General features: G+C 46.3%; 23 protein-coding genes and 1 pseudogene. 13 read left to right on the plus strand and 11 right to left on the minus strand.

Annotation, left to right across the window (positions count from 1 at the left end; genetic code table 11):
* Genes guaD through XMG48_RS04940 form a run of 4 tightly spaced genes read right to left on the minus strand, consistent with a single transcriptional unit; the run spans position 1 to position 5,724 of the window.
* Complete coding sequence (guaD, locus tag XMG48_RS04925) at positions 1 to 1,287, minus strand: guanine deaminase (protein WP_173480950.1); 1,287 nt, start codon at positions 1,285 to 1,287, stop codon at positions 1 to 3.
* A complete protein-coding gene (gene xdhC / locus XMG48_RS04930; RefSeq protein WP_173480951.1) occupies positions 1,284 to 2,063 on the minus strand; it encodes a xanthine dehydrogenase accessory protein XdhC in 780 nt (259 codons plus the stop codon). Before xdhC ends, guaD begins: the two co-directional genes overlap by 4 nt.
* Positions 2,060 to 4,336 carry a xanthine dehydrogenase molybdopterin binding subunit gene (xdhB, locus tag XMG48_RS04935; protein WP_173480952.1) on the minus strand — a complete coding sequence of 759 codons (2,277 nt, stop codon included), beginning with the start codon at positions 4,334 to 4,336 and terminating at the stop codon, positions 2,060 to 2,062. The genes xdhC and xdhB overlap by 4 nt, the downstream gene beginning before the upstream one ends.
* The gene (locus tag XMG48_RS04940; protein ID WP_173480953.1) at positions 4,333 to 5,724 is read right to left on the minus strand and encodes a xanthine dehydrogenase small subunit; all 1,392 of its coding nucleotides are present in this window, start codon (positions 5,722 to 5,724) and stop codon (positions 4,333 to 4,335) included. Before XMG48_RS04940 ends, xdhB begins: the two co-directional genes overlap by 4 nt.
* A gap of 174 nt (positions 5,725 to 5,898) precedes the next feature.
* Between XMG48_RS04940 and XMG48_RS04945 the strand changes: the two genes are divergently transcribed.
* From XMG48_RS04945 to XMG48_RS04955, 3 genes are all read left to right on the plus strand, one after another.
* Positions 5,899 to 7,263, plus strand: a complete 1,365-nt coding sequence (locus XMG48_RS04945; protein WP_173480954.1) for an 8-oxoguanine deaminase — start codon at positions 5,899 to 5,901, stop codon at positions 7,261 to 7,263.
* A gap of 9 nt (positions 7,264 to 7,272) precedes the next feature.
* Positions 7,273 to 7,767 carry a xanthine phosphoribosyltransferase gene (gene gpt / locus XMG48_RS04950; RefSeq protein ID WP_173480955.1) on the plus strand — a complete coding sequence of 165 codons (495 nt, stop codon included), beginning with the start codon at positions 7,273 to 7,275 and terminating at the stop codon, positions 7,765 to 7,767.
* Between the two features lie 206 nt (positions 7,768 to 7,973).
* The gene (locus XMG48_RS04955; protein WP_173480956.1) at positions 7,974 to 9,008 is read left to right on the plus strand and encodes a diguanylate cyclase; all 1,035 of its coding nucleotides are present in this window, start codon (positions 7,974 to 7,976) and stop codon (positions 9,006 to 9,008) included.
* On the opposite strand, the gene XMG48_RS04960 is transcribed toward XMG48_RS04955, so the two are convergent.
* Positions 9,005 to 10,435, minus strand: a complete 1,431-nt coding sequence (locus tag XMG48_RS04960; RefSeq protein WP_173480957.1) for a sigma-54 dependent transcriptional regulator — start codon at positions 10,433 to 10,435, stop codon at positions 9,005 to 9,007. The two genes, XMG48_RS04955 and XMG48_RS04960, sit on opposite strands and share 4 nt — an antisense overlap.
* 24 nt (positions 10,436 to 10,459) lie before the next feature.
* Positions 10,460 to 10,858 (minus strand): Hpt domain-containing protein, encoded by a 399-nt coding sequence (locus XMG48_RS04965; protein WP_173480958.1) that lies wholly within the window; start codon positions 10,856 to 10,858, stop codon positions 10,460 to 10,462.
* A gap of 206 nt (positions 10,859 to 11,064) precedes the next feature.
* Between XMG48_RS04965 and XMG48_RS04970 the strand changes: the two genes are divergently transcribed.
* The 6 genes from XMG48_RS04970 (at position 11,065) to XMG48_RS04995 (ending at position 16,015) form a co-directional block, all read left to right on the plus strand.
* Complete coding sequence (locus XMG48_RS04970; RefSeq protein WP_173480959.1) at positions 11,065 to 12,729, plus strand: SpoIIE family protein phosphatase; 1,665 nt, start codon at positions 11,065 to 11,067, stop codon at positions 12,727 to 12,729.
* Between the two features lie 97 nt (positions 12,730 to 12,826).
* The gene (locus tag XMG48_RS04975) at positions 12,827 to 13,420 is read left to right on the plus strand and encodes an AAA family ATPase (protein ID WP_173480960.1); all 594 of its coding nucleotides are present in this window, start codon (positions 12,827 to 12,829) and stop codon (positions 13,418 to 13,420) included.
* A gap of 73 nt (positions 13,421 to 13,493) precedes the next feature.
* Positions 13,494 to 13,838 (plus strand): STAS domain-containing protein, encoded by a 345-nt coding sequence (locus XMG48_RS04980; RefSeq protein WP_173480961.1) that lies wholly within the window; start codon positions 13,494 to 13,496, stop codon positions 13,836 to 13,838.
* A 3-nt stretch (positions 13,839 to 13,841) separates the two neighbouring features.
* On the plus strand, positions 13,842 to 14,348 hold the full coding sequence (locus XMG48_RS04985) for a hypothetical protein (RefSeq protein WP_173480962.1): 507 nt from the start codon (positions 13,842 to 13,844) through the stop codon (positions 14,346 to 14,348).
* An 8-nt stretch (positions 14,349 to 14,356) separates the two neighbouring features.
* Entirely contained in the window at positions 14,357 to 14,839 is a 483-nt protein-coding gene (locus XMG48_RS04990) for an OmpA family protein (RefSeq protein ID WP_173480963.1), read from the plus strand.
* A 12-nt stretch (positions 14,840 to 14,851) separates the two neighbouring features.
* Positions 14,852 to 16,015 carry a WecB/TagA/CpsF family glycosyltransferase gene (locus XMG48_RS04995; protein WP_173480964.1) on the plus strand — a complete coding sequence of 388 codons (1,164 nt, stop codon included), beginning with the start codon at positions 14,852 to 14,854 and terminating at the stop codon, positions 16,013 to 16,015.
* Here XMG48_RS04995 and XMG48_RS05000 read toward each other — a convergent pair.
* A complete protein-coding gene (locus XMG48_RS05000) occupies positions 15,960 to 16,433 on the minus strand; it encodes a hypothetical protein (protein WP_173480965.1) in 474 nt (157 codons plus the stop codon). The two genes, XMG48_RS04995 and XMG48_RS05000, sit on opposite strands and share 56 nt — an antisense overlap.
* Before the next feature lie 183 nt (positions 16,434 to 16,616).
* Between XMG48_RS05000 and XMG48_RS05005 the strand changes: the two genes are divergently transcribed.
* The 3 genes from XMG48_RS05005 to XMG48_RS05015 are packed head-to-tail and all read left to right on the plus strand — an operon-like array spanning position 16,617 to position 19,057.
* Positions 16,617 to 16,940 (plus strand): hypothetical protein, encoded by a 324-nt coding sequence (locus tag XMG48_RS05005; RefSeq protein ID WP_173480966.1) that lies wholly within the window; start codon positions 16,617 to 16,619, stop codon positions 16,938 to 16,940.
* Between the two features lie 9 nt (positions 16,941 to 16,949).
* Positions 16,950 to 17,813, plus strand: coding sequence for a glycosyltransferase family 4 protein (locus XMG48_RS05010; RefSeq protein WP_173480967.1), 864 nt, complete (start codon positions 16,950 to 16,952; stop codon positions 17,811 to 17,813).
* 8 nt (positions 17,814 to 17,821) lie between these two features.
* Positions 17,822 to 19,057, plus strand: a complete 1,236-nt coding sequence (locus XMG48_RS05015) for a hypothetical protein (protein ID WP_173480968.1) — start codon at positions 17,822 to 17,824, stop codon at positions 19,055 to 19,057.
* Between the two features lie 34 nt (positions 19,058 to 19,091).
* Here XMG48_RS05015 and XMG48_RS05020 read toward each other — a convergent pair whose 3' ends face one another.
* Positions 19,092 to 20,075: a hypothetical protein gene (locus XMG48_RS05020; protein ID WP_173480969.1), complete on the minus strand. Its 984-nt coding sequence runs from the start codon at positions 20,073 to 20,075 to the stop codon at positions 19,092 to 19,094.
* 144 nt (positions 20,076 to 20,219) lie between these two features.
* Here XMG48_RS05020 and XMG48_RS12175 point away from each other — a divergent pair, with 144 nt between their 5' ends.
* Positions 20,220 to 20,357 (plus strand): hypothetical protein, encoded by a 138-nt coding sequence (locus tag XMG48_RS12175; RefSeq protein ID WP_371731440.1) that lies wholly within the window; start codon positions 20,220 to 20,222, stop codon positions 20,355 to 20,357.
* Positions 20,358 to 20,746: 389 nt separating this feature from the next.
* Here the strand turns inward: XMG48_RS12175 and XMG48_RS05025 are convergent.
* The 3 genes and pseudogenes from XMG48_RS05025 to XMG48_RS05035 all read right to left on the minus strand — a co-directional run.
* Positions 20,747 to 22,948, minus strand: a pseudogene (locus XMG48_RS05025) (SLBB domain-containing protein); the annotation flags it as partial.
* Positions 22,902 to 23,825 carry a hypothetical protein gene (locus XMG48_RS05030; protein WP_173480971.1) on the minus strand — a complete coding sequence of 308 codons (924 nt, stop codon included), beginning with the start codon at positions 23,823 to 23,825 and terminating at the stop codon, positions 22,902 to 22,904. The gene XMG48_RS05030 and the pseudogene XMG48_RS05025, both read right to left, overlap by 47 nt.
* Positions 23,815 to 24,294 (minus strand): hypothetical protein, encoded by a 480-nt coding sequence (locus tag XMG48_RS05035; protein WP_173480972.1) that lies wholly within the window; start codon positions 24,292 to 24,294, stop codon positions 23,815 to 23,817. The genes XMG48_RS05030 and XMG48_RS05035 overlap by 11 nt, the downstream gene beginning before the upstream one ends.
* Positions 24,295 to 24,302 lie beyond the last annotated feature (8 nt).

The following is a 24,302-nucleotide window of genomic DNA, read 5'->3' on the forward strand; positions in this document are numbered from 1 at the left end:
CTAAAGGACCGATTCTCCCATCACATAGGTCTGTGCGATTGATCGATCATCCCCCAGAATAGAGAGTGCAAATAAGACATCTTCAATCTGATCAGCCCGTTTCATCCGCTCTTCGATCACCGGTGTAGAGGCCAAGTCGAGTAACACCATATCGGCCTCATACCCTTCCGCTAAAGCACCAATTCGATCATCCAGCCCCAATGCCTTAGCACCGGCCAGAGTGGCCATATAGAAGGCTTCTAAAGGTTTAAGAAGATGTCCCGCCATCTGCTGAATTTTATAGGCGTCACCTTGGGTGCTCAGCATAGAGAGCGACGTACCACCCCCAACATCAGTACCCATAGTCACATTAACGCCAGCCTGTTGCAGACGCTTCAAAGGAAATAACCCCGATCCTAAGAAAAGATTGGAGGATGGGCAGTGACAAATAGCGGAGCCACAGTCATGAAGACGTTGCATCTCAGCGTCATTGAGGTGAATGCCGTGAGCAAACACCGAACGATCGGTCACGAGTCCAAAGTGATCATAGGTATCTAAATAGCCCTGGCGATCAGGAAATAACTCCCCTACCCATGCGATCTCATCGACATTCTCAGAGAGATGGGTGTGTAGGTAGACATCACTATTCTCTTTCATTAGAGCACCAGCGACCTCTAATTGCGCGTCGGTCGATGTGGGTGCAAAGCGAGGTGTTACCGCGTAACCCAACCGTCCACTACCACGCCATTTGTCAATTAACGAACAGGAGTCGTCATAGGCCGATTGAGGGGTATCACACAGATCATCTGGTGCATGCCGATCCATTAAAACCTTGCCGCTGACCATACGTAGATTACGACGTAGGGATTCTGCAAAAAAGGCATCCACTGAGTTAACCGAAGAGGTCGCAAACACCAGGGCGGTTGTCGTGCCGTTCGCCAATAACTGGTCGAGAAACCGTCCAGCCTGCTCTGTCGCGTAATCAATATCGCGATACTTTAATTCCACAGGGAAGGTGTATCGATTCAACCAATCCAACAGTTGAGTCCCGTAGGCACCGATCATTTCAAGTTGTGGGTAGTGAACATGGGTATCGATAAATCCAGGAATCAGTAGATGCCCAGGACGATGCTCGATTTGAAGATCAGAGGGGATATGCTCTCTTAAATCAGTGTAACTGCCTACCCGTTTAATCAATCCATCGACTATCCAGATAAGCCCATCTGAGTGATAGAACCACCCTTCATCATCTTTAGGTTGAGAAGTACAACTCAGGATCTGACAACGTAACGCCCAGGATTGACTCATAATTCACCCCGCTGTTGCTGCAGCCGAGTCATGACATCAGCCGCAACCGAAATCGCAATCTCTACCGGCAATTTAGTATGCAAATTCTGCAAGCCTATAGGCGAGTGAATGGAGTCAATGATTTCCTGAGAGATACCCCGCTGAGCAAGACGCTGTCTGAATTTCAATGCCTTAGTTTCTGAGCCTATCATGCCAGTATAGGTCGGCAGACCTCCATCGATAGCTGCCAGTAGAAGATCCAGATCCAGTTGATGATCATGGGTCATAATCAACATCCATGCATCATTCGGAATATCTCGCGCCACATCAATGGGATCACGTTCAATGCGGGTCACACCATCTGGAATAGGCTGAACAAAGAGCTCATCTCGGTCATCCACCCAGTTAACGGCAAAATGCAGTTGCGCGAGCAGAGGCACTAACGCTTGAGCTATGTGGCCGGCACCAAATAGGTAAAGAGGCTGTAGAGAGGTATTAAAAACCTCAAACAGCACCCTAACCTCTCCACCGCAGCACTGCCCAAGATTACCGGCCAGAGTGTACTCAAGTTCGTGCAGACCATCTTTCTGCTCTGTCAGTAGCTGTCGTGCGAATTCAATCGCCTGATGCTCAAGATTACCCCCACCGAGTGAATCCACCGTGGCGTTACTGGTGACCAACATCTTGGCACCTGACGAACGTGGACTGGAGCCTCTCTCACCGACCTGTGTGATTAAAACAACCGGTTGCCCCCGCTTTAACAGCTCAGCAAGTTTGTAGCTCCAACGTTGAATCACAGAGAGTCCTCAAGGGTAGTAATGGCGTTTAAAATGGCCTCAGGGGTTGCCGGTGCATCTAAGGTAGGCGATATACCATAGCCGGAAACACTCGAAATTGCATCGCGAATTGCACACCAGACAGAGATGCCAAGCATAAAGGGTGGCTCACCGACTGCTTTAGATCTTGCTATGGTTGCCGCACTGTTCGGTTTATCCAGTAATTCGATAATTAGCCTAGTGGGTCGATCACTAATCGCTGGGATCTTGTAAGTTGCTGGGGAGTTTGTCAGTAGACGCCCTTTGTCATCCCACTTAAGCTCCTCACTGGTTAACCACCCCACTCCCTGAATAAACCCACCCTCTATCTGTCCCTTGTCCAAGGCTGGATTCAATGAGCTACCCGTATCGTGCAAGATATCGACTCGTTCGATATGAGTGGCGCCCGTTAGTCGATCGATAATGACCTCCGAGCAGGCGGCACCGTTAGCGTAGTAAAGAAATGGGTTGCCTTGTGCAGAAGCTCTGTCATACCAGATATTTGGCGTTTTGTAGAAGCCTGTGGCAGAGAGCTGAACACGATCCATATAGGCTGCTTTTACAGCCTCGGCAAAAGTGATTGAACTGGCACCCCAGCTCAATAGCCCCTGTTTGAATTCAATCTCTTCGGCACTAATCGATTCGCGATTGGCAATGAAATCTGCAATTCGACTCTTCAGGGTGGTCGCTGCGTCATGGGCTGCCATACCATTCATGTCGCTGCCGCTTGAAGCTGCTGTCGGTGACGTGTTGGGAACCTTGTCAGTTCGAGTGCTGCTCATCTTCACTCGATCGATCTCAATGCCCAATACTGAGGCAACCACTTGAGCCACTTTAGTGTAAAGTCCCTGCCCCATCTCAGTACCCGCCTGACTGACCAGAACGGAACCGTCTGTATAGATGTGAACAAGCACGCCCGCTTGATTGAGATGCTTAACAGTAAAGGAGATACCAAACTTCACCGGGGTTAACGCCAGCCCTTTAAGATAACGAGATGAAGCTAAGTTATGTTTAGCTATTTTCTGACGACGACGGTCATAGTCAGCACTCTCTCTAAGGCGGGTCATGATCTCCCGCAGCGTTGTTCCGTCGACGGTTTGACCATAGTGTGTCTGCTGACCTGAATATAGGTTCTTAAGCCGTGTATCTAAAGGATCCTGTTTACAGGTGCGTGCAATATCATCCAACATCGCTTCAGCCGTGATGACCCCCTGAGGCCCGCCAAAGCCACGAAACGCCGTGTTAGAAACCTTATCGGTTCGCCAACGCTCACCAGTGATTTTTGCAGCCGGGTAATAGTAGGCGTTGTCACTGTGGAACATCGCACGATCTACAATGGCATCACTCAAATCTGGAGAGCAGCCACAGTCGCCATTAATGTCAATCTGTACCGCTTCGATTTGACCATCACTACGGAATCCCACTTGATATTGGTTAATAAAGGGGTGTCGTTTCCCCGTCACCGTCATATCAGTTGATCTAGGTAGACGAAGTTTTACCGGTCTGCCTAGCTTGTGCGCCGCCAGTGAGGCTAAACAAGCCCAAGGCGCTGCCTGTGTCTCTTTACCGCCAAAAGCGCCTCCCATGCGTCGTACTTCAACAACCACCTCATGAAATGGAAGGCCCAACACTTCAGAGACTAGGGTTTGCACCTCAGTTGGGTGCTGAGTAGAGCAGAGAAGATGAATACCTCCCTCCTCTGTTGGCACTGCCAAAGAGGCCTGCCCTTCAAGATAGAGATGTTCTTGACCGCCAATTCGCAATTCACCAGAGAACTGATGTTCAGATCTGTCCATTGTGGACAGATCGCCTCTCTGCATCACATGAGGAGGACGTACTCGATACGCCTGGGACTTGGCCTCTTCAATAGAGAGGATTGGCTTAGACTCTTCGTATTGAACCTCAGCCAATAATGCCGCAGAGCGAGCTTGCTTCTCATCCGTAGCCACCACAAGAAAGATCGGTTGACCGTGAAAAAGCACGTCGCCATCCACTAAAAGTGGGTCACCCGGAAAGACAGGACCGATATCTTTGATTCCAGGAATATCCTTGGACGTCAGCACGGCAATAACACCTGGAGCCTCTTGCACTGCACTCAGATCCAAAGATAACAGACGGCCTCGGGAGATGGATGCTTGCCCGATGGCAGCAAACAGGGTGCCTTCAGGTAAGGGAGTATCATCCACATATCGTGCTCTACCCGTCACATGCAACAACGCACTGTCGTGAGTGACTGAAACGCCTACAGGTTTCATACAGACTCCTTCGCACTGATTAGATGGAAGTGAATGACACGGGCACAGGCTTTGAGGCGATAATCAGCGCTGGCCCTGAGGTCTGATAGAGGCGTTAACTCGCCTAACGCATCAGTGACCTGATCAAGGGTAATGGATGAGGGGGCTGTACCTTCAAAAGCGGCCATAACACCCAGTGCCAAAACCGGAGTGGCTGCCATACCCCCTAACCCTATGCGCAATGAGGTTAACCGTCCCTCATGCATCCTGTAATGAGTCGCTACAGCGACGGCAGAGATATCATCATCCAGGCGCTTGGACACCTTCTCAAAATGCACTTGGGCCTGATCAGCAAGGTTGAAGTTAATCTGGCTGATCACCTCATCCGAACTCAACGCGGTCTGCTTATAGCCTAAGAAGAAATGTTTTAGCGCAACCCTTCGCTCTTGTTGAACAGAGCTCAAAACCAACTCTGCATCTAAAGCGAGCATCAACGGAGCTAAATCGCCAATTGGAGAGGCATTTCCGATAGAACCACCCAAGGTCGCGCGATTACGGATCTGTTGTGATGCAAATCGACTGAGCAGCTGATCAAGAGCATTAAAATCAGACGCTTTTGCACGATCTTTAATTCGACTCAAAGTGACCGCTGCACCGACTGACCAGTGGCCACCCACAATAGTTAATTGATGTAAGGCGGCAACTCTGTCAGTACTAATAAGCGTCTCGACCTGTTCAAGCCCCTGAGTCGCCCGCAGCATCCAATCAGTACCACCGGATAACAAAATGGCCTCTGGATGTTCCGATTTTAATTCACAAAGCGCCTCTAATGTTCGAGGTTGATGGAAACCGGCAACGGATGCCGTTGAGTGTTGTAACTGCTTTAGGGAATGGATTAACTCAACTTCACATTGAGCAAATCGATCATGGCTGCAATCGGCCAATTGAACCGCTTTAACAATCGGTGAATAGCCGGTGCATCGACAAAGATTGCCGCCTAGGGCTTCATCGATCGCCTCCACATCAGGATTGGATTCGTGCTTTTTCAATGCAAGTGCAGAAAGAATGAACCCTGGGGTGCAAAATCCACACTGCGATGCGTGCTGCTCTATAAATGCCTGTTGCAGTGGGTGTAGATCATCGCCTTGCGCTAGATCTTCAATCGTAATCAGCGCTTTACCAGCCAACTCAGCAGCCGGCATCAAACAGCTATTGACCGCCTCATACTTAAGCCTTTTATTATCATCTAAAGAGACAAGCACAACCGTACAGGCACCGCAGTCACCAGAGGCACACCCCTCTTTGGTCCCTGTGAGACGTTTAGATTCACGCAGGAATTCCAATAGAGTCTCGGTATTGGAAAGCGGACTATCCTGCTCAATGGAACCATTTTTCCAGTAACTGATCATATGAATGCTGCCTGAAGGGTCATATATAATAGACTTATTGTGCTAAAACCTAACCAAGTGGTCAAATAAATAAACTGACCTTGAAGTTAATTTTTATTTGATTTTTGAGTCAAATATTGGGTTCAATAGACGACTATTTTTCAATTATTAACAAGCTTTGAGATCCGCCAAAGTATGACAGACAATCTTCGCATCTGGTTATCCAATCCATTAGCCATCTACACGGGAAACGATGAGGATGCTTCTGGCGGTATTGTTGTCAGTGGCAAGACGATCGTAGAGCTGGTTGCCAAGGGTGAAACACCCGTTAATATTGATCAAACGATTGATGTCAGTAATCAAGTAGTTATTCCCGGTCTGATTAACACCCACCACCATTTCTATCAGACACTGACTCGCGCACTGCCCGCAGCGCTCAATAAAGAGCTTTTTCCTTGGCTTCAGACGCTCTACCCTGTCTGGGCCAATTTAGATCCTGAGGTTCATCGTGCCGCCACAAAACTGGCACTGGCCGAGTTACTGTTGTCCGGCTGCACAACCGCTTCTGATCACCACTATCTGTTCCCAGCTAATCTTACTGATGCCATTGATCATCAAGTTGAAATCGGCCGTGAGATGGGTGTGCGTATGGCGATGACCCGAGGCTCTATGAGTCTTGGCCAAGATCAAGGTGGATTACCACCAAACACCGTGGTTCAAACGGAAGATGAGATCTTGCAAGACTCTGAACGTCTGGTCGCTCGCTATCACGACAGCGAACCCTATTCGATGTCACAAATCGCATTAGCACCCTGCTCACCTTTCTCTGTGACGACCGAGTTGATGCGTGACACGGCCAGTCTGGCCAAACAACTCAATGTTCGACTCCATACGCACCTAGCAGAGACCATCGACGAGGAGAACTTCTGTGAACGCTCTTTTGGTATGCGAACGGTAGATTACCTAGAGTCTGTTGGTTGGCTATCCAGTAACACTTGGTTGGCGCACGGCATACATTTTAATGACGAAGAGATTGCCCGATTGGGTAAAGCTGGCGTCGGAGTCTGTCACTGCCCAAGCTCGAATATGATGCTCGCATCGGGAATAGCTAAAGTGAAAGAGCTTGAAGCTGCTGGTTCACCGGTTGGTTTGGGTGTCGATGGTTCTGCGTCGAACGATTGCTCGAATATGATTCAAGAAGTTCGCCAAGCCATGTACATCCAGCGCCTGCGTTACGGATCCTCTGCGGTCACCCATTTTGACGCCTATCGTTGGGGTACCAAAGGCTCAGCGCAGGTATTAGGCCGTAACGATATAGGTGAGCTCGCGGTGGGCAAAGCAGCCGACCTAGCTCTATTTAAGCTTGATGAGCCGCGCTTTAGCGGTGCTCACGATCCATTAGCCGCCCTGCTGTTGTGTGGGGCACATCGCGCAGAAGCCGTAATGGTGAATGGCGAGTGGCGCGTTAAGGCCGGTGAGTTAGTCGGTCAAGATATTGAACAGATCATGCATGAACATAAAGAGGCTGCTAATACGCTTGCGGCTCGTACGATTTCTTAGGAGAAGATAATGACACCCTACAGCAAAGACTTTCCCGTAAGCTGGGATGAACTGCACCGAAATGCACGTGCACTGAGCTGGCGCCTTCTAGAACAAGGGCCTTGGAATGGCATTATTGCCATCACTCGCGGCGGCTTAGTACCAGCAGCCATCCTAGCTCGAGAGATGGATATTCGCATGATCGATACGATCTGTGTCCTTAGCTACTCAAACTCAGACAGTGGTGAAGCTTCTGTTCAGGGGCAGATAGAGGTACTAAAAGGCATTGAAGGTGATGGCGAGGGGATGATTTTGGTCGATGACCTGGTTGATACCGGCCGCACCGCAAAATACGTTCGCGAAATGCTTCCTAAAGCACACTTTGCAACACTCTATGCAAAACCGGCTGGCAAACCACTGGTTGATACCTTTATTACTGAGGTCAGCCAAGATACTTGGATTCGTTTCCCTTGGGATATGGTGCAAACCTTTGCACAACCACTATCAGAAGTTATCGATAAGTAACTGATTTTAAATAAAGTATTATTTTGATTGGACGTTCTATTTTACACAAATAAAACGTCTTAAAAAATCCTGCAAAATCAAAATCCTCTGCTAGGCTTAAGCTTTCATTATGTTTGGAAGGGTTTTGTATGGGTTTTAGTTACCTAGTTTCCTGCCTATCTTTGTTACTCATTAGCCAACCTCTTTGGGCTAATGAGAGCTCTCTAATGGCTGAGATAAGACTCCACCCCGTCATCTTTTTAGTCTCTGTTACACTTATCATCATTGTGCTGGCCACAATGACTCGAACCCTGCAGCTATTTCGTTCACGTGGACATAAGCAGTTTAGACAGCTTAAGCGTGAGCGTCACAAGACACAGCGACATCTTGCCATCATCGACAAACACATCTTAATGGTAAATACCGACCCAAACGGCAAGGTGACTAAGGCATCTAGCGCCTTTTGCGATCACACGGGATATACAAAAGAACAACTTAAATCAGGCACATTAGCTCGTTTAATTCCAGACGAAAACAGCGCACGCCTTTTGCAACAACGATATCAAGAGGCAAGTCAGAAAGGGGTCGTGAGTGTTGAAACCCAAGAGAAAAATGCCTACGGTGGACTCTATTGGGTCAAGCTTCAGATCGAGCCTCAATACGACCGAAACGCTAATCTGATTGGATTCACCGAGATTCGCGAAGACATTTCGACTCAGAAAAAACTGGAAGAGCTATGGATGACGGACCAGTTAACCGGCCTCTACAATCGTTCGAGGCTAGATGAGCTATTTGAAGCAGAGCTGCGACGTGCAAACCGATACGGCACTCAATTTTCGCTGTTGCTGTTAGATATTGATCACTTCAAACAGATCAATGATACCCACGGGCATCTTGTAGGCGATGACGTTCTCTATGCCGTCGCTAACCTACTTCAGAATAATATTCGTGATGTGGATATATTGGGTCGCTGGGGCGGTGAAGAGTTTATGATCATTTTACCCAACACCAACCAATCTGAAGCGTTGATTCTTGCAGAAAAACTTAGAAACACACTAAGAGATCACCCATTCACACCCGTGAGTAAGGTAACGGCTAGTATCGGTATCAGTAGTTTTATTGCCGGTGTCGAAGCAGATGAGCTATTTAAACGGGCGGATGATGCGCTCTATCGAGCCAAAGCAAAAGGAAGGGATCGGGTAGAGTTAGGCATGGTCAGCATACCTAACCCTAATGAACAGAGTCGCGATCGCAGCGCTTAACTCCAACCCTTTATTTTGCGGTAGAGTGTAGAGGGGCTAACCTCAAGTAACGCGGCCGCTTTAGGGACATTGCCTTTACAGAGTTTGACGGCATTTTCGATGATTTTTCGCTCTAATACATCCAGAGGTTCAATCTCGTCTAAACTCTGAGCCATCACTTTCGAATAGGGTTTAGACTTCTTAGCGGATTTACTCGTTTGAACCTCTTCTGGCTCTTCTGTTTTGACGGGTTGTGGTGCCACAATCTCCTGCAGCGAATTTAACGGGGCCGGGAAATCGGCCACACCGACCATACCCCCCTCGTTTAATACAACGACATTACGAATCACATTCTGAAGTTCGCGGACATTACCTGGCCAGTGGTACTCCAGCAGTCTACGCTTAGCTTCATCTTCAAAGCCCTCGAAATACTTGGTCTCTTCACGCGCGTAACGGTTAAGGAAGAATTCGGCAATCATTAGAATATCATCACCGCGATCCCGTAACGGCGGCAGGTGAACAGGAATCACATGCAGGCGATAGTAGAGATCCTCTCTAAAACGACCCGCTTGCACCTCAACCAGAGGGTCTCGGTTCGTTGCGCAGATGAATCGAACATCGACCACCTCATCTGAATTACTTCCTACTTTTTGGATAATGCCGGTCTGAATGAATCGTAGCAATTTGGTTTGCAAATCAAGACTCATTTCACCAATTTCATCTAGAAAAAGTGTACCGCCATTGGCTTTGCTGGCTGCGCCCTCACGATTGGCACTGGCCCCAGTAAACGCACCCTTCACATGGCCAAAGATCTCACTCTCCATAAGATCTTTAGGAATAGCGGCACAGTTAATAGCAACGAAAGGACCTTCAGAACGCGCGCTCTGCTTATGCAGGGCTTCTGCAGTGAGCTCTTTACCTGAGCCACTCTCCCCTGTCACAAAGACAGATGCCTTACTGGGGCCCGCACGCTCGATAAGATGATACATATCTTGCATCGCAGGACTGGCACCAATAAAGCTATGGAAGGTCTCACGCTCCCTCTTCTCTGCCAAATCGACAGGAGCAAAGTTGAGTTTTGCCACCTGTGCAAATGCTGAGCTGATCACTACCTTTAGTCGACGCGCATCAAAAGGTTTTTCTAGAAAATCATAGGCGCCTAAACGAATGGCATCGACGGCCACATCGATCGAGCCATGCGCGGTCATAATGATCACCAAAGAGTTAATCTGATGCTCAATAATTCGTTTAAGAAGCTCAAAGCCATCACCATCAGGCAGGCGCAGATCCAGAAGAACGACCTGATAAACCTTGGAATCAAGTGCGGTGTGAGCTTCAGCCAGTGTGGCGGCGGCATCAACTAATACCCCCTCCTTCTCAACGTACTGTGCATAGATACGTCGCAGACTGGCACTGTCTTCAACAATTAATACTTGATTCTGAGACATCAGAAATTTCCTCAATTAACTCTATTAAGCCGATAGCGATGATGAAAACCGGTTCAACTCTGCAAGGACAGATTCCAGCTGCGAGGGTACAGAAGGCACAAACTGATCAACCGTCGCTTGATCGCCAGATTTGGCTGCTTTTTCTATGCGCTCGGCGGTAGAACGAAGCGTTTCGGCACCAAAGGTTGCTGAGGTACCTTTCAGTGAATGTGCTTCGATACCTAATGTCGCTAAATCATTTTCAGACATCGCTTTACTGATGTTCTCTAAACGCTGTGAAGATTCTGATTCGAACACTTCAATAAGGCTTGGCAAGAAATCGATCGACGTGTCCTCTAAAAGACGCTCCAGTACTGCAAGATCCAGTACTTCAGAAACCTTTGAAGCAACCGCCTGATCCATTGAATCGATGATTTGTCCCATTTAACTATCTCCTTAAAATAATCCTTCTAAACAGTGAAGGCACATCAAGAGAAAGCAAGGTCCATGCCAACTCTTCTTACCGCTTATAAAAAGATCTATTCATAGTGATTCGCAAAATGCAAAAAGTCTAGATATTTGATTCAGAGCTGTTGGCACGGTTTGTGCTTACCCTCATGCAATAGGAACTAAACAGACCGAGTTTTAAAATGAATATTGCAGTATCAGTTAAGAGTAGCGAACAAGACCATTTTGATATCAATAGAATCCTAATGGTTGATGACAGCCCTACCGAACGAGCTCGCCTTGGCGGGATGTTAAAAGACCTAGGCTATGAAGTCGTTGAGGCCTGTGATGGTAAAGAGGCACTCGCACTGCTGGAGAGAGACCAATTTCAATTGATCCTCTCAGATCAAGTGATGCCAGAGATGGATGGCAAAACACTCTGTCGCACTCTGAGAAGCAACGAGCGTTACGGATCACCCTACGTCGTTATGCTGACCGCAGAGAATGATCAAAATGAGCTGGTCACCTGTATGGATGCAGGCGCGGATGATTTTTTGCGTAAACCCGCTGTTAAAGAGGAACTTCGTGTACGGCTGGCTGCAGGAGCTCGCTTGGTAAGCATGCGTAAAAGTGTCACCGACCAGAACGAGCAACTCAACGAAACCGTGACTGCACTGGAAGCTGCGCAGAAGCAAAATGAGGAAGAGTTGCAATTTGCGACGCATCTTCAAGAGGAGTATGTACCAAAGAATCAGTGGTTATCACCCACCCTAGAACTCGCTACACACTTTAAAACAGCACGTGGCATTGGTGGTGATTCAATGGGATATGTCACAACCAATAACAATCAAGTACTGATCTATCAGATCGACGTAATGGGACACGGGGTCGCATCGGCTATGCTCTCCTTTACCTTACAAAATGCCATTCAACAGATGCTGGGTTACTACATCAATCAAAGTGTCTTGCCACCACTTCATCAAATCGTTCGCAGACTGAATGAGCGCTTTCCTAGTGAGCGTTTTTCAGGCCTCTACTTCACTATGTTCCTTGGCATGATAGATGAACAAGCCAATACCCTAAGGTACTGCCAAGCAGGACACCCTCACCCCTGCGTGTTAAGCGAACAGGGTGATATGATGCAGATAAGCCGCGGCAGCTTTCCAGTTGGAATGTTTGAGTTTGCCGACTTTGAAACACGATCCCTTCCCTTTTTACCAGGTTCTTCATTGCTGTTAAGTAGTGATGGACTGTTTGATATTGTTGATGAAACAAACTCAGCCATAGGCCGTAATGCGATCGAAAACATACTGAAACGTGAACGCAGTAAAGATGCCGCAACTCAGTTAGATATCATTAAGCAATTTGCCTATGATTGGGGTAACCAAGAGACCCCAGAAGATGATGTATCGGTCATGTTGATTAAACGCTCCTCGGAAAACAACCAAGAGACAGAGTTGAACGTCCAGCCATTTCTGACCAGTTTACGCCCTACAGAGAGCGACGTAGAAAATACACTGGATCGTATCTATCTTCACTTAAAGCTGCTTAATACCGATGATCTAATCCTCTCTAAGGTACGAACCGCGCTAGCTGAACTACTGAACAATTTTGTTGAACATACTGTTTGGCCTGAAGATTACGCGGAGCTTCCAATAGAGATCATCACAACGACCTCTAAAAGCTGGATTGAGTTCAATATTCAAGAATATTCCGTTGAGCTTCCTCATCTATGCCCACCTAAGCCCTATTCAGGTGAATCAGAGTCAGGGCGTGGCCAACACATAATGATGAGTTGGATCGATCAAATCAGCTGTAAGCGTGCCAATGATGCAAACCTATGGCGACTGCGTTTTAAAAACAGCTAATAACGTCACTCAAAATAAGCCGCATCTATTGCGGCTTATTCATTTCCAGAACTGATCGCTCTATAATCTGAGCACATTTTGAACCGATGGAATTGACGTGAAACCTCTTTTGATTGCCGTTGCCGGTGCTTCTGGATCTGGGAAAACCACCGTAGCTAACGCCCTCTTGCAGGGCATTCAATCACAGGGATTAACGGCCACGTTGTTTAGCCAGGACAATTTTTACAACCCTGTTGGCAACCCGCTGAGTAATTACGATGAGCCTCAAGCGCTAGAGCTTGATCTACTGGCCGAAAAACTACACGAGCTTAAACAGGGATTAGCAACTGAAATTCCAACCTATGATTTTGTCGTTCACAGACGCCAGCAAGAGACACTGATCATTGAACCTTTGGATGTGATCCTGGTTGAAGGTCTTTTTCTACTGTCACAACCGAATTTAGTCTCAGCCTTTGATGTCAAAATCTACTTAGATGTCCCTCAAGAGATCTGTTTCCAACGCCGTTTTGATCGAGACCAAATTGAACGTGGTCGTGAACCAGACGACATTCGTCGTCAATACAACGACCAAGTGCGACCTGGATTCGAACGTCACATTGCCCCATATCGCGATCAAGCCGATATTAGAATTGACGCTCTCCCCTCAGATGTAAAAAGTTTTATTAAAAATAGACTAAAACTGCCTCGATAATCGGAACAACCCCCTAAGTTGGCACACCTATTGCTAAGGATATATAGGTACATAATTAACTTAGGAGTTACCGATGAGTTTTACAGTCAGTTCTTACGATTCAGCTAACGTCGTTCACATGCCAGAGAAACTTACTATGGCCAATGCGAACAGCGTGAAACAGCAACTTACAGAGATGATCGATGAAGGAAAAACCAACCTTGTCATCGATTTGGCAGGCATGAGCTTTACCGATTCAAGTGGTTTAGCCGTGCTAGTCGCTGTCTACAAAAACATTCAAAAATTGGGTGGTTCAGCGGTGATCTTGTCACCTCAACCAGCGGTGCAATCTCTGCTGGAACTGACACGCCTGCAAGAGCTATTCGAGATCTATCAAGATCCGAATGCTGCCATCGAGCGAGTTAGCAAAGCGGCTTAACTGATGTACGAAGCCCTTCGTGAACACCTAGACTCCGCCGTGCTTACACTGGCGGAGTCAAAGGGATCAAAGCTACCCAATGCACTTATTGAGTCGCGCATCACCTCAATTATCTTCTATAAGGCGGCCATTGAGTTGATTGAACGGTTCAATAACGGACAGATGAACATCCTGGACAAACTTCCAGAAGATGTCCGTCGTTCGCTCCTTACGCCCAACTGCATGATGAGTTATGAGCACTGGTTAGATGCCATTTCTAATCTGCATCTTGAGCTAGAGAAGGTCTACTACAGTGATACCCATTTAACGCACGAATCTTTGGCTAACATTCACCGCAATGCGATCGATATTGAGCAGTTTGTACTCAGTGCGCCTTTTAGCGGCAGAGCCAACCTGTTAATGCCGGGTTTAATAAAACGGGACCAGAAACTTAAGTGTTTAGCGGCACCCTTTTTAGTCTTTAAGAGACTAGGTTTACTGACCCCGTTGAAATCGGTTGTGAACGGATAGGAGTGATCATGAAAAAATATGACGGCCTCATGCTAGGGTCATTGGTCAGTTTACTCCTGTCTGGTTGCAGCCAACAACCGATACAAAACGAAAACGAGACAATCTATTTTTCGCACTCGTTGCCGAATATCGCCACGCCTTTACAGCCTCAAGCAGTAGTCAACATTGTGCTACCGATCATCTACTTCGCCAACGACAGTCATGAAGTGACGCCAACCGAAAGGGTCAAACTCAAAGAGTTTGTTAAGACACTGGGTGAGCAGCGTCCGTCAATCATTTTGAATGGGCATACCGATTGGAATCGAAGTGAACAATACAATGATCAACTGGGGTTAAATCGATCCGAGTCCGTCCTACTAACACTGGTTGATATTGGCTATCCAGCTGAAAAACTGGCCACAGCCTCCATGGGCGAATCCCAACCCGTTGCAAATAACCGAACCGAACAGGGCCGTCAACTGAATCGACGAGTCACTCTATCACTATTCTAATAGAGCCAAATCATGACACGAGAAGAAGCGATTGCACGTGATCTAACGCGAAATGTATGGACCGTTATGGGCCTGCCGTTTGACTGCACAACAGAGCAAGAGACGACAGATCATCTGATTGATGCGATGCTAAAAGAGGAGCGCTGCTTCTTCACTACACCGAACCTAAATTTTGCAATCACTGCACAAAATGATTCGCAATTTAGAGATTCAGTCATCAACTCAGATTGGGTGGTCGCAGATGGCATGCCGCTTATCTGGATTGCAAAAACTCTAGGGATTCCTTTGCCAGAACGCGTCGCTGGCTCTTCAGTGTTTGAAAGGGTTAGGCAAGAGTATCGAAACCCAGATCGCCCCATCCGAGTGGTCTTTTTTGGTGGCCCCGATGGTACCGCAGCTGAAGCGTTCAAAAAGATCGCATTAGACAACAGCAGCATGGAAGTCGTTGGTTTTTACAGCCCCGGCTTTGGATCCATGGATGAGATGAGCGACCCCAAGGTCATAAAACAGATCAATCAGTCAGATGCGGATCTATTAATTGTTGCGTTAGGGGCAAAACGAGGCCAGCAATGGATCGAACTAAACCGCCACGATCTTGATGTTCCGGTCATTTCACATCTCGGTGCGGTCATCAATTTTGTTGCAGGAACAGTAAACAGGGCCCCTCTTTGGATTCAACGCAGCGGTTTAGAGTGGTTATGGCGTATATGGGAAGAGACGAGTCTATTTAAGCGGTATTGGCATGATGGTCGTGCATTTATTTGGCAATACCTCACCAAAATACGTCCCTATAAAGATCTAATGCAGAAGCAGTCTCAGCTACCGCAGATACCTTTGGAGTTTAGTTATCTAAACGACTCAAACACCCTACAAATATCGGGTGATGCACTTCACAGAAACTTATCAAATCTTAGAAGTGCATTAATTGAGTTAATTGAAGAGGAGAGAGTTCGGGTAATCGATCTCAAAGGCCTATCTCGGCTGGATGGTTCATTCATCGCCCTGCTACAACTGGTGCAAAAGCAGATCAATATAAGCGGTCACAGCTTGACGCTTAAAAACCTTGATTCAGTTCATCTGCAACAGTTTGAATACGCTTGCGTATCTGATCAATTCACTATTATTCAACATCCAAGCCCAGTGGATGACGTTTCACTAGCGCCCACTCAATCATAGCGATCAATAACACCAGTGCAGTTGAGATAAGATAAACGTTCACCACCATTTCAAAATGGGTAAAAGGGTCTTTCTCTTGTAAAAACTCTACCAAAAAGATCACTGCGGCAATCCCAACTCCGGGCAACCAAGAGTAGGCTAGATTTCTTAGCAGTCGATAGAGTCTGAATCGAACTATCTTCTTAGAAGGGTTTATTAGGGCAAAGCAGAGGTAATAACTGAATGTGTGGAACGCGCCAACACTGAGCATCAGTAAGCCAAGGTAATCCAGATAGTAGGTTTCATAAATTGCCTTCCCTACAACGAATTCGATGCCAAAAAAGATAAGCAACAGCATCACCGATCTCATTAAGTATTCAACAATCAGCACAACGACCAATGGCTGATTCTTAAACTCACCAGCCTCCGCTTTTTCCATAGTCTGTAGATTAGACGCTCGAGGTGGTCCGATAACAGATAGATATCCTAAGATGAATAAAATTTTCGACAGAGCTCTCATCTAATTCCTCTCTATGTGGCACACAAATTGCTTTAACTAGCTGGGTGCAAACCCATTACTTGCCAAGTGATAAGCAATTTACAGGCCAACTTGAGAAATATTATGAGTAAACAGACACTGTTAATGATCAGCATAGAGCTTCCCTACCCCGCTAATAGCGGTGGGCGAGTCAAGAGTTGGAATATGCTGAAGTACCTAACCAACCACTACTCTGTTGCCCTGGCCTGCCCACTTAAATATGGGAGTGAACATGTAACTGAATTTTCGCAGTTGATAGATCTAGAGGAGTTACTCTTTGAAAGGGTTGAAGAACCACGTTCACCTAAAAACTTGGTTAAGAGCTATCTGAAATCGATCCCTCTTAATGTCTTAAGGTCAGGCTCAAAAAAACTGAAAGAGCGTATTGCAGAGATCGCGAACGATTAAGAAATCATATTGGTAGATCACTACGAAGCAGCTCAATACATACCCAACCATTTTACAGGCAAAGTAATATTTCATGCTCATAACGCCACCTACCTAATGTGGGATCGTTATGGCAAAGAGGGTAATAATTGGGTTATGCGTACCATCGCAAATTGCGAAGCCAAACGCGTTGCAAAGTTTGAATCTGATGTCTGTCGTCGCTCTGATCTATTTTTTGCTTCTCCCAACGATATAGACAATCTCTCCAAAATCGGAGCAGACACCTCTCTAGCAAGAGAGACATACCACCTTGGGGATGATACTCAACTTGCTCTCCCTAGCATCAGATTTGAAGAGACAGAGAAGCGACTTCTCTATGTAGGCACACTCAGTTGGGAAGCCAATGTTGATGGCTTACTCTGGTTTATTGAACAAGTGTGGCCGGAGATAAAGGCCAACAATCCTAACCTGATTCTAGACATCGCAGGTGGTAATCCTGCACAACGTCTTGTCGACAGAGTTGCACAGATCCAAGACATTCACTTGCTAGGCTTTGTTGATGACCTAGAGCCACTGTTCAAACGCTCTCGTGTGTTTGTTGCACCACTCACATTTGGTTCAGGCATTAAAGTCAAAGTGCTCAACTCAATGTGCAGAGGACTTCCCATATCAACCACATCGGTGGGTGCCGAAGGCATAGATGCGGACCACTTAACCCACCTATGCATAGACGATACCGCTGCAGATATGGCGAACTCAATTGATCGCTTGCTGCATGATCAAAGGCTATGGGAGACACTGGAACAAAAGAGTCGTGAGCGGGTACGTGAAAAGTACACCTGGGATAGGGTTCTAGGTTTCATGGTCAACGAAATCAATCTGCTATCGGCTTAATCGACCCTGTGTTCATCTCGACTCGAGCCCTTATCACCTTTGCACTGGCTGTCATCTTCTATACAGCGTTTAAGGGTGCCTATTACTTTATGGCCAATAGATTACAGGAGGTCGGTTTTCTCCTAACCTTTATTCTATTTGGCTACTCTGCACTGGTTGCAGCACTGAACGTTAAAGAGCAAAACCTTCGATGGAGTTTTTGGGTGTTCACCACCCTGCTATTTGTGGCTTACACCTTTGTGCTACCGGCCTATCAATTCTCTGTGAATGCTGGTGTGTCAATGCTACCCAGCATGATGGCATCACGTGAATTTCTGATTGTGTTTATTGCCCCTACTCTCTACTTCTTGTACCGAATTGGTTACAAAGTTGAGGACATTAATAGAGTCGTTCTGTTGGTGTTTGCTGCCATTGTTTTTAGTTATGTATTTCACTATTTCCGTATCGATCTTGAAGCTGCCTACAACTCCTCTGACCCAACTATAAAAGGGATGACAACGCATGACGAGCATCGAGGATATCGATTAAAAGCGCCACAGGTAGCTCTATTTCTAACGACCATAATTTCAGCCTATCTAATGGTGACTTCCGAAAGCTTAAGAGCAAAATTGGGTTGGGGCATCACATTTTGTGTTTCCGTTTGGATATGGTCCATTATTCAAGCAAGAGCACCAACGGCAATGATGATTCTGGGTGTTCTTCTCTATCACCTATGGTTTGCAAGAAAGCCACGCATGGGATTGCTTTTCCTGGGTATGGCTCTAATCATTCCGCTTTATACACTGGCCATTCAACAATATTTTGCCGTTATGGAAGGGGCCGATGATGGTGTTCGCTATCGCTCCTACATGATTGCTCTTAACACTGTGATGGACCATCCATTTTTTGGATTTGGTCAACAAAGTGCAGCGACAATCACAGAGCAAGAGATCTTTTGGTATAAGTTCTACAGCTCAGATCTCGGTTTAATAGGTGTGGCATTTAAATTTGGCATAACGGGTGCTTTGCTCTATGTGGCACTGATGATCTATACACTCAAGAAAGCAGTGACTACCAACTGGTTAATTATTCAGCATACGGGGAAAGCTAACATATTTTTTGTTGCATCCATTGCGAAACTAATTACCGATATTTTCAACTCTTTACTGTCCGTGCACTATATTTATATCCATGGTCTAGCCCATGCATCAATAATCATTGCCCTGAGTGTCATCTATAGACTCGAGTATCAGAATCACAGATAGACACTATAGAAACTGGCGAATGCATAGAGAGTCTCTATTTATCAATCCACTCTTCAAAAGTCTGAGATGTAACCTCATCACCAGAAATGGGCTTTGCTTGAACCTTTCCAACTCGGGCTTTGTATTCAGAAAGTGCAGCGTTCATTTTTCTTAGAATGACGAGCCCAATTACAAAGAAGAGGCCTAAAAATAGCACCCCTACAAAAGCTAATACGGTCCACTTTTTTCGGCTCGGGTATGACTTGTAAAGCGGTGGATTAGCAGGCTGTATCATCTCAAAAGGATAATTCTCTCGAGCATGGATCATCGATTCGACACCCAACTGTGCTTCTAATAAACGATAAATAGAACGTTGCACTTCGATATTATTTACCTCACTCAGACGGCGTTCTAAATAGTCACGACGAGAATTCATTGTCTCTACAGAGCGCTGTTTAATAAACGCATTAAAATCAGCAAGGTAGTGATTAACAATCTCTGCAGAATAATCGGATGAGTGAGTGGTCGCATAAACGGTCAAGAGACCACTTTTTTCATCATGAGAGTGGCCAACGTGCTCTTCCCTAAAAATCTTAGTGGCAACTCGATAATCTGGAACAAACCCCTCACGAAATGAGGCAGATTCTGCATTCCATTCGTTGGGAAACAACATCGGCAGCAGTCCGCGCTTATCAATAAAATACTTTGTAAACTCAAAGCTATTTAACTTAGCTAACAAGCGATCAAGTTCATTACTAGGTGCAACATCAATAATGAAGTCGTGCTCTAATAATCCTAAGGCATCGCTACCTCGATAACTTTCTGGGGCTACGCCACCTGGATTTTCATTGATATTCACAGCCGCGATTCCTGATGCGGTAAACTTATCATCCACAAACTTTGATAAACCAAAGACAGCAGCTGCTGAAAAAATGGCCGCGATCAACAGACGATATTTCGAGCGGAGTACAGCGTCTAAATACTCTAAAAGATCCACCTGTTGATCGATATGAATAGGTGGTTCATTTGTGTTCTTCATAATTAATTACCCTTAAAAAGATAACTGACGCTTGAGGCTGATAAGGTCAATTTATAGAACAGATCGACCCAAGATTGTGTGAACTCTCGACCATTGATTCGATCGACACTCAACGGCACATAGATAGTAGACCCTGGAGTCACTTTGACGTTTGAAGCGCTACCTAACCAGCCCCAACTCGATGCTTTAGAACGAACACTCATCACCTCTCCATTAGCTTGTACCACAAAAGCATGCTCATGCTGCGCTAACTCTTTCATACCACCGCTTAGATTGATGTAGTCCAATGAGGCTCTATCTTTTCGATATTTGTGTGACGTTGGAAAATAGACCTGACCGACGACAGAGACCTCATCTTGGTATTTTGGAACCCTAATGCGATCTCCAGACTCTAGAACCACATCAGACAGCTCTGAGCAGTTTTTAACAGCGGCCTCCATATCAACCACCATACGTCCTACTGCACGCTTAGGAGCCAGTTGCTTGATGATTTTCAAAGTTTCCTCTGCGCCGTTGTTTTCGGGCTGTTTATCCTGTTTTTGGTAACCTGGTGAAAGATGTACATCCGCTAACAGATCATCAAGCTCGCCCATCATGCGATCAAGTGCCTGTTGTTCACGAAGACGGACAGATTCACGCGTAAATACCGTACCGAAGAGATAAGCGTCCTCTGTAAAGCCACCGGCTCTCTGCAATAATCCACAGAGTGTTTCACGCTTATCAACGGTGTATGTGCCCGGGAATAGAACTTCACCTTCGATGGTCACCTCTTTACGGTTACTGATCCATTCAGGTTTTTGTCTGATGACCAGATGATCCGAGGGTATCAACACAGTGGTTAAATCTTCGCTTATACCTTCTCTTTGAATTAAAGAGACATCGTATTGATCTATGCGCGAATAATCGCCTTTGATAATTGAGCGACGGGCTAGCGTTGCCTCTGAGTTGAATGCTTGCTCTTTTAGGCCACCTGCAGCAACCACAAGATCCTCAATACGCATTCCAGCCACTAGGGGATAGAGGCCAGGAGAACGTACTGATCCGCTCACTTTAACCACTTGTGTAGGAGTATTGATCGAAGCTTGCTGGCGAAGCTTCTCAAGTAGACCTTTTAAAATCTCAGATCGTTTACTGTCTCGGCCAAACAAGAAGAGTTCATCCCCTGCTTTCAATTTAGGGTTATAGCGATTCTCTGTTAAATCCAACGCTGTCACATCCACCTTTAAGCTGTCAGCATCGGTGCGCGACAAAATTACATAGGAGCGATCACTACCTACCTGGAAGCCACCAGCATACTCAATCAAATCGGTTAAGCGCATCTCATTGGCGATTGGATAGGTGCCGCCATGACGAACGAACCCTTTGATCCGAACCAGAGGTGAAAGCTCTGATGCAGACGCCTCGCGCTCCATTCTCTTAACCAGATTATTGAGTTGATCTGCACGCTGATCGTGCGTATTGAAAACGACAATTCGATCTCGCGCCTGCAAAGTCAAATTATCTTCTGAAAATGGGTTAGAGAGTGCATTACCTAAATTAAAATAGAGTACCTCTGTTCTCTTGCTAACAGGATTTTCTCTCTCTACCAGTGCGGTTGATAAGTCAGCGCCCTGTTTAAGAGTGGCAACATCCTTAATCAGATCAGTGACTTTAATACCGCTTCGCCACTGCATTGCACCGGGTTTAAGCAGATGACCATCAAGCAACACAACATTTTCAACACGATCTATCACTGGTAGCACCTTAACCAGATCGCCATTGATCAGACGAATATCCCCACCCTGCTTCGTCATATCGGCAGAGATCAACTCATAGGACTCGCTTGAACCTATACGTTCTATCATAACGGTGCTTTTGGCAGCCGTCGGCAACAGTCCACCAGCCAGTTTGAGCAAGTCAGTAACGCTCTGCTCTTCCTCGATTTCATAGATTGCTGGTCGATGCACTTCTCCCGCAATACCTGCCGTCATTCCGATAGGTTTGATAAAGATGATGTCGCCTTGGCGCAGATACGCATTTCCGCTGTCATCACCCCGTAGAAGCAGATCATAGAGATCAAAATCTGCAACAACCCGGCCCTGACGCTTAACCTGAATGGAGCGTAGTGAACCAGTTCGTTTAATCCCCCCTGCCTGAATCAACGTATTCAGTAGCGAACTCATACCACTCACCGTGTAGGTGCCTGGTTGATTGACTTCACCGACCATTAGAACCTGAATGGAGTGAAGCTCAGCTAGCGTTACGATACTTTTCACACCGACTCGGACGCGATCAATGGACTCTTTGATTAACAGTTTAGCGTCTGAAAAATTGAGACCCGCAACTTGAATGGCGCCAATTTCTGGAACCAGGATTTGACCCTCACGAGTGACGACAAGTCGATACTCCAAATCGGTCACACTGAAAATCTGCAGCACAAAGGTATCACCTGGCCCAATGATGTAATCTTCAGGAACAGGAATACCTGCAACGGGTGCAAAGGTTGTGGCAAGCGTAGTGAACATGTCATAGCCAAATTGCTCAAGCGAAGGCTGAGTTTTCAAATCGCGGCTTTTCTCCGTTAACTCAACCGGCTTCAGCGTCTCTGCAATCTTTTTCTCTATCTCAGAAGGCTCTTGTAACTCATCGATGATTAAGCTTTTCACAACCCCCAAAGGGACCTCCTCTAAGGGTAAGTCCTGACCGGTTGGAGCCGCATTAATCGCTGCTTGACGCTGCTGACGCTCGGGCAGTGAATTGGCCGACGCGTTATTGACCGTGAATGCCATTAACAGACAGAGAGCGCTCAGAACAGAGCTATTCGTGTTAAACATATTCATTACCCTCTTACTCATCAGCAAACTTCTCGCAACCGTTAAAGTTGACCAGCGCATTTAAAGCGGTGCTTGGACACTGATCTTTGTAATCAAAAACACCATCGCCATCACTATCTTTAGGTCCTTTATAAAGTACTCTCTCAACAAAATGCGCCATTTGTTCAGGCGGCATTATTTTGTCTGCAGCACTTGAAAAACCACAGTCTCCGATCTGATCTATAAGCGATCTTGATAAAGAGTTACTGATTCCAATCAAATAGATACAGCTACCTTTTAACTCTTTTGGCGACATCCATTTAGGCGTTTTTGATTGAATAAGGTGGCCTTCTGGGTAGCGATATGCCTGACGCAATCGATTAATGGCATTGACTAAATTTTCATCAACGACACTCCAATCCGTCAGAATCACTATCGTTTGAAAACCCCTCACCTGTGCAGACTGTTGATGTAAAGCGTTTAGCAGAGAGATCAAATCCTCAGCGACGAACTGAAATTGCTCACTATCTAATTGATAAGGATCGAGCTTAGATAGTGGCTTAAAGCTGAAGTCCGAGGAGAATTGCGCCAGGTCATTGGCAGCTAGCAAACGGCTTTCAAGGTTTGTCTTGGGTGCCGTTACCAGAAAACGACGCACGACCTCTTCGGCATAATCTGTACTGGGCACACCTCGATACTCTTTACCCTTTAGGGTTGTCCAGTCAGCAATCAGGGTAAATTGGTCAGCTCTTCTCTCAAGCTGAAGTTGATTAACCCGCGGCTCAATATTGAGTGGATCAAAAATATGCAGTGAGCGTTTATTCAATGAAGTGTTGTATTCGTCAATCGACGTTAACAGTGTTCTCTCTGGTACATCGATGGTTCGTTCAAAACCAGAACAACCCGCTAAAAACAGCGTTGTTATCGGTAACAAAAGCTTCAGTAGATCACTTTTCATTTGACGTTCCTTTGAGACCTAACAGGTCCTTAGCCTCCTGAAACAGATCAAAAGGCAGATAATCACTAAGATGAGAATTGGGCATCAAATCGATACCAGCAAAGCTTTTGATTAGATAGAGAGCTGCAGCCAATACAATAAGAGCGGTCATCATTAAACTGCCAGACACCAGCAGGTAGACAGTTCGTCGTAAACCAATGGGCAAACGCTCGATCCGGTTCAACTCTAAATTGTGTGTTTTACGTCTTCGATCACGACCTGCAAACAGAACGAGATAGTAGGCTCTAAAAAAAAGCGGGAGTCGAATGCGGATATCTAGACTGTGTCGTGTTTCGGTGGACTGAGCGACCAGTGCCGACCTGACGTCGTTGAGTTGTTCAACACTGAGACTAGAGAGAGTTTTATGAGGAATTCGACTGATCGTAAAATCAGCAAATACTTCACTACTCTCTCGGGTTTTATCCTGCACACTGCTAC

Origin of the sequence: Marinobacterium sp. xm-g-48 (assembly GCF_013282925.1) — a bacterium.
GTDB lineage: Bacteria > Pseudomonadota > Gammaproteobacteria > Pseudomonadales > Balneatricaceae > Marinobacterium_E.

Coding starts and splice junctions, on each gene's coding strand:
- guaD (WP_173480950.1), bottom strand. CDS start 1,287: ATGAGTCAATCCTGGGCGTTACGTTGTCAGATCCTGAGTTGTACTTCT.
- xdhB (WP_173480952.1), bottom strand. CDS start 4,336: ATGAAACCTGTAGGCGTTTCAGTCACTCACGACAGTGCGTTGTTGCAT.
- XMG48_RS04940 (WP_173480953.1), bottom strand. CDS start 5,724: ATGATCAGTTACTGGAAAAATGGTTCCATTGAGCAGGATAGTCCGCTT.
- XMG48_RS04945 (WP_173480954.1), top strand. CDS start 5,899: ATGACAGACAATCTTCGCATCTGGTTATCCAATCCATTAGCCATCTAC.
- gpt (WP_173480955.1), top strand. CDS start 7,273: ATGACACCCTACAGCAAAGACTTTCCCGTAAGCTGGGATGAACTGCAC.
- XMG48_RS04955 (WP_173480956.1), top strand. CDS start 7,974: ATGGCTGAGATAAGACTCCACCCCGTCATCTTTTTAGTCTCTGTTACA.
- XMG48_RS04960 (WP_173480957.1), bottom strand. CDS start 10,435: ATGTCTCAGAATCAAGTATTAATTGTTGAAGACAGTGCCAGTCTGCGA.
- XMG48_RS04965 (WP_173480958.1), bottom strand. CDS start 10,858: ATGGGACAAATCATCGATTCAATGGATCAGGCGGTTGCTTCAAAGGTT.
- XMG48_RS04970 (WP_173480959.1), top strand. CDS start 11,065: ATGAATATTGCAGTATCAGTTAAGAGTAGCGAACAAGACCATTTTGAT.
- XMG48_RS04980 (WP_173480961.1), top strand. CDS start 13,494: ATGAGTTTTACAGTCAGTTCTTACGATTCAGCTAACGTCGTTCACATG.
- XMG48_RS04985 (WP_173480962.1), top strand. CDS start 13,842: ATGTACGAAGCCCTTCGTGAACACCTAGACTCCGCCGTGCTTACACTG.
- XMG48_RS04990 (WP_173480963.1), top strand. CDS start 14,357: ATGAAAAAATATGACGGCCTCATGCTAGGGTCATTGGTCAGTTTACTC.
- XMG48_RS04995 (WP_173480964.1), top strand. CDS start 14,852: ATGACACGAGAAGAAGCGATTGCACGTGATCTAACGCGAAATGTATGG.
- XMG48_RS05000 (WP_173480965.1), bottom strand. CDS start 16,433: ATGGAAAAAGCGGAGGCTGGTGAGTTTAAGAATCAGCCATTGGTCGTT.
- XMG48_RS05005 (WP_173480966.1), top strand. CDS start 16,617: ATGAGTAAACAGACACTGTTAATGATCAGCATAGAGCTTCCCTACCCC.
- XMG48_RS05020 (WP_173480969.1), bottom strand. CDS start 20,075: ATGAAGAACACAAATGAACCACCTATTCATATCGATCAACAGGTGGAT.
- XMG48_RS05030 (WP_173480971.1), bottom strand. CDS start 23,825: ATGAAAAGTGATCTACTGAAGCTTTTGTTACCGATAACAACGCTGTTT.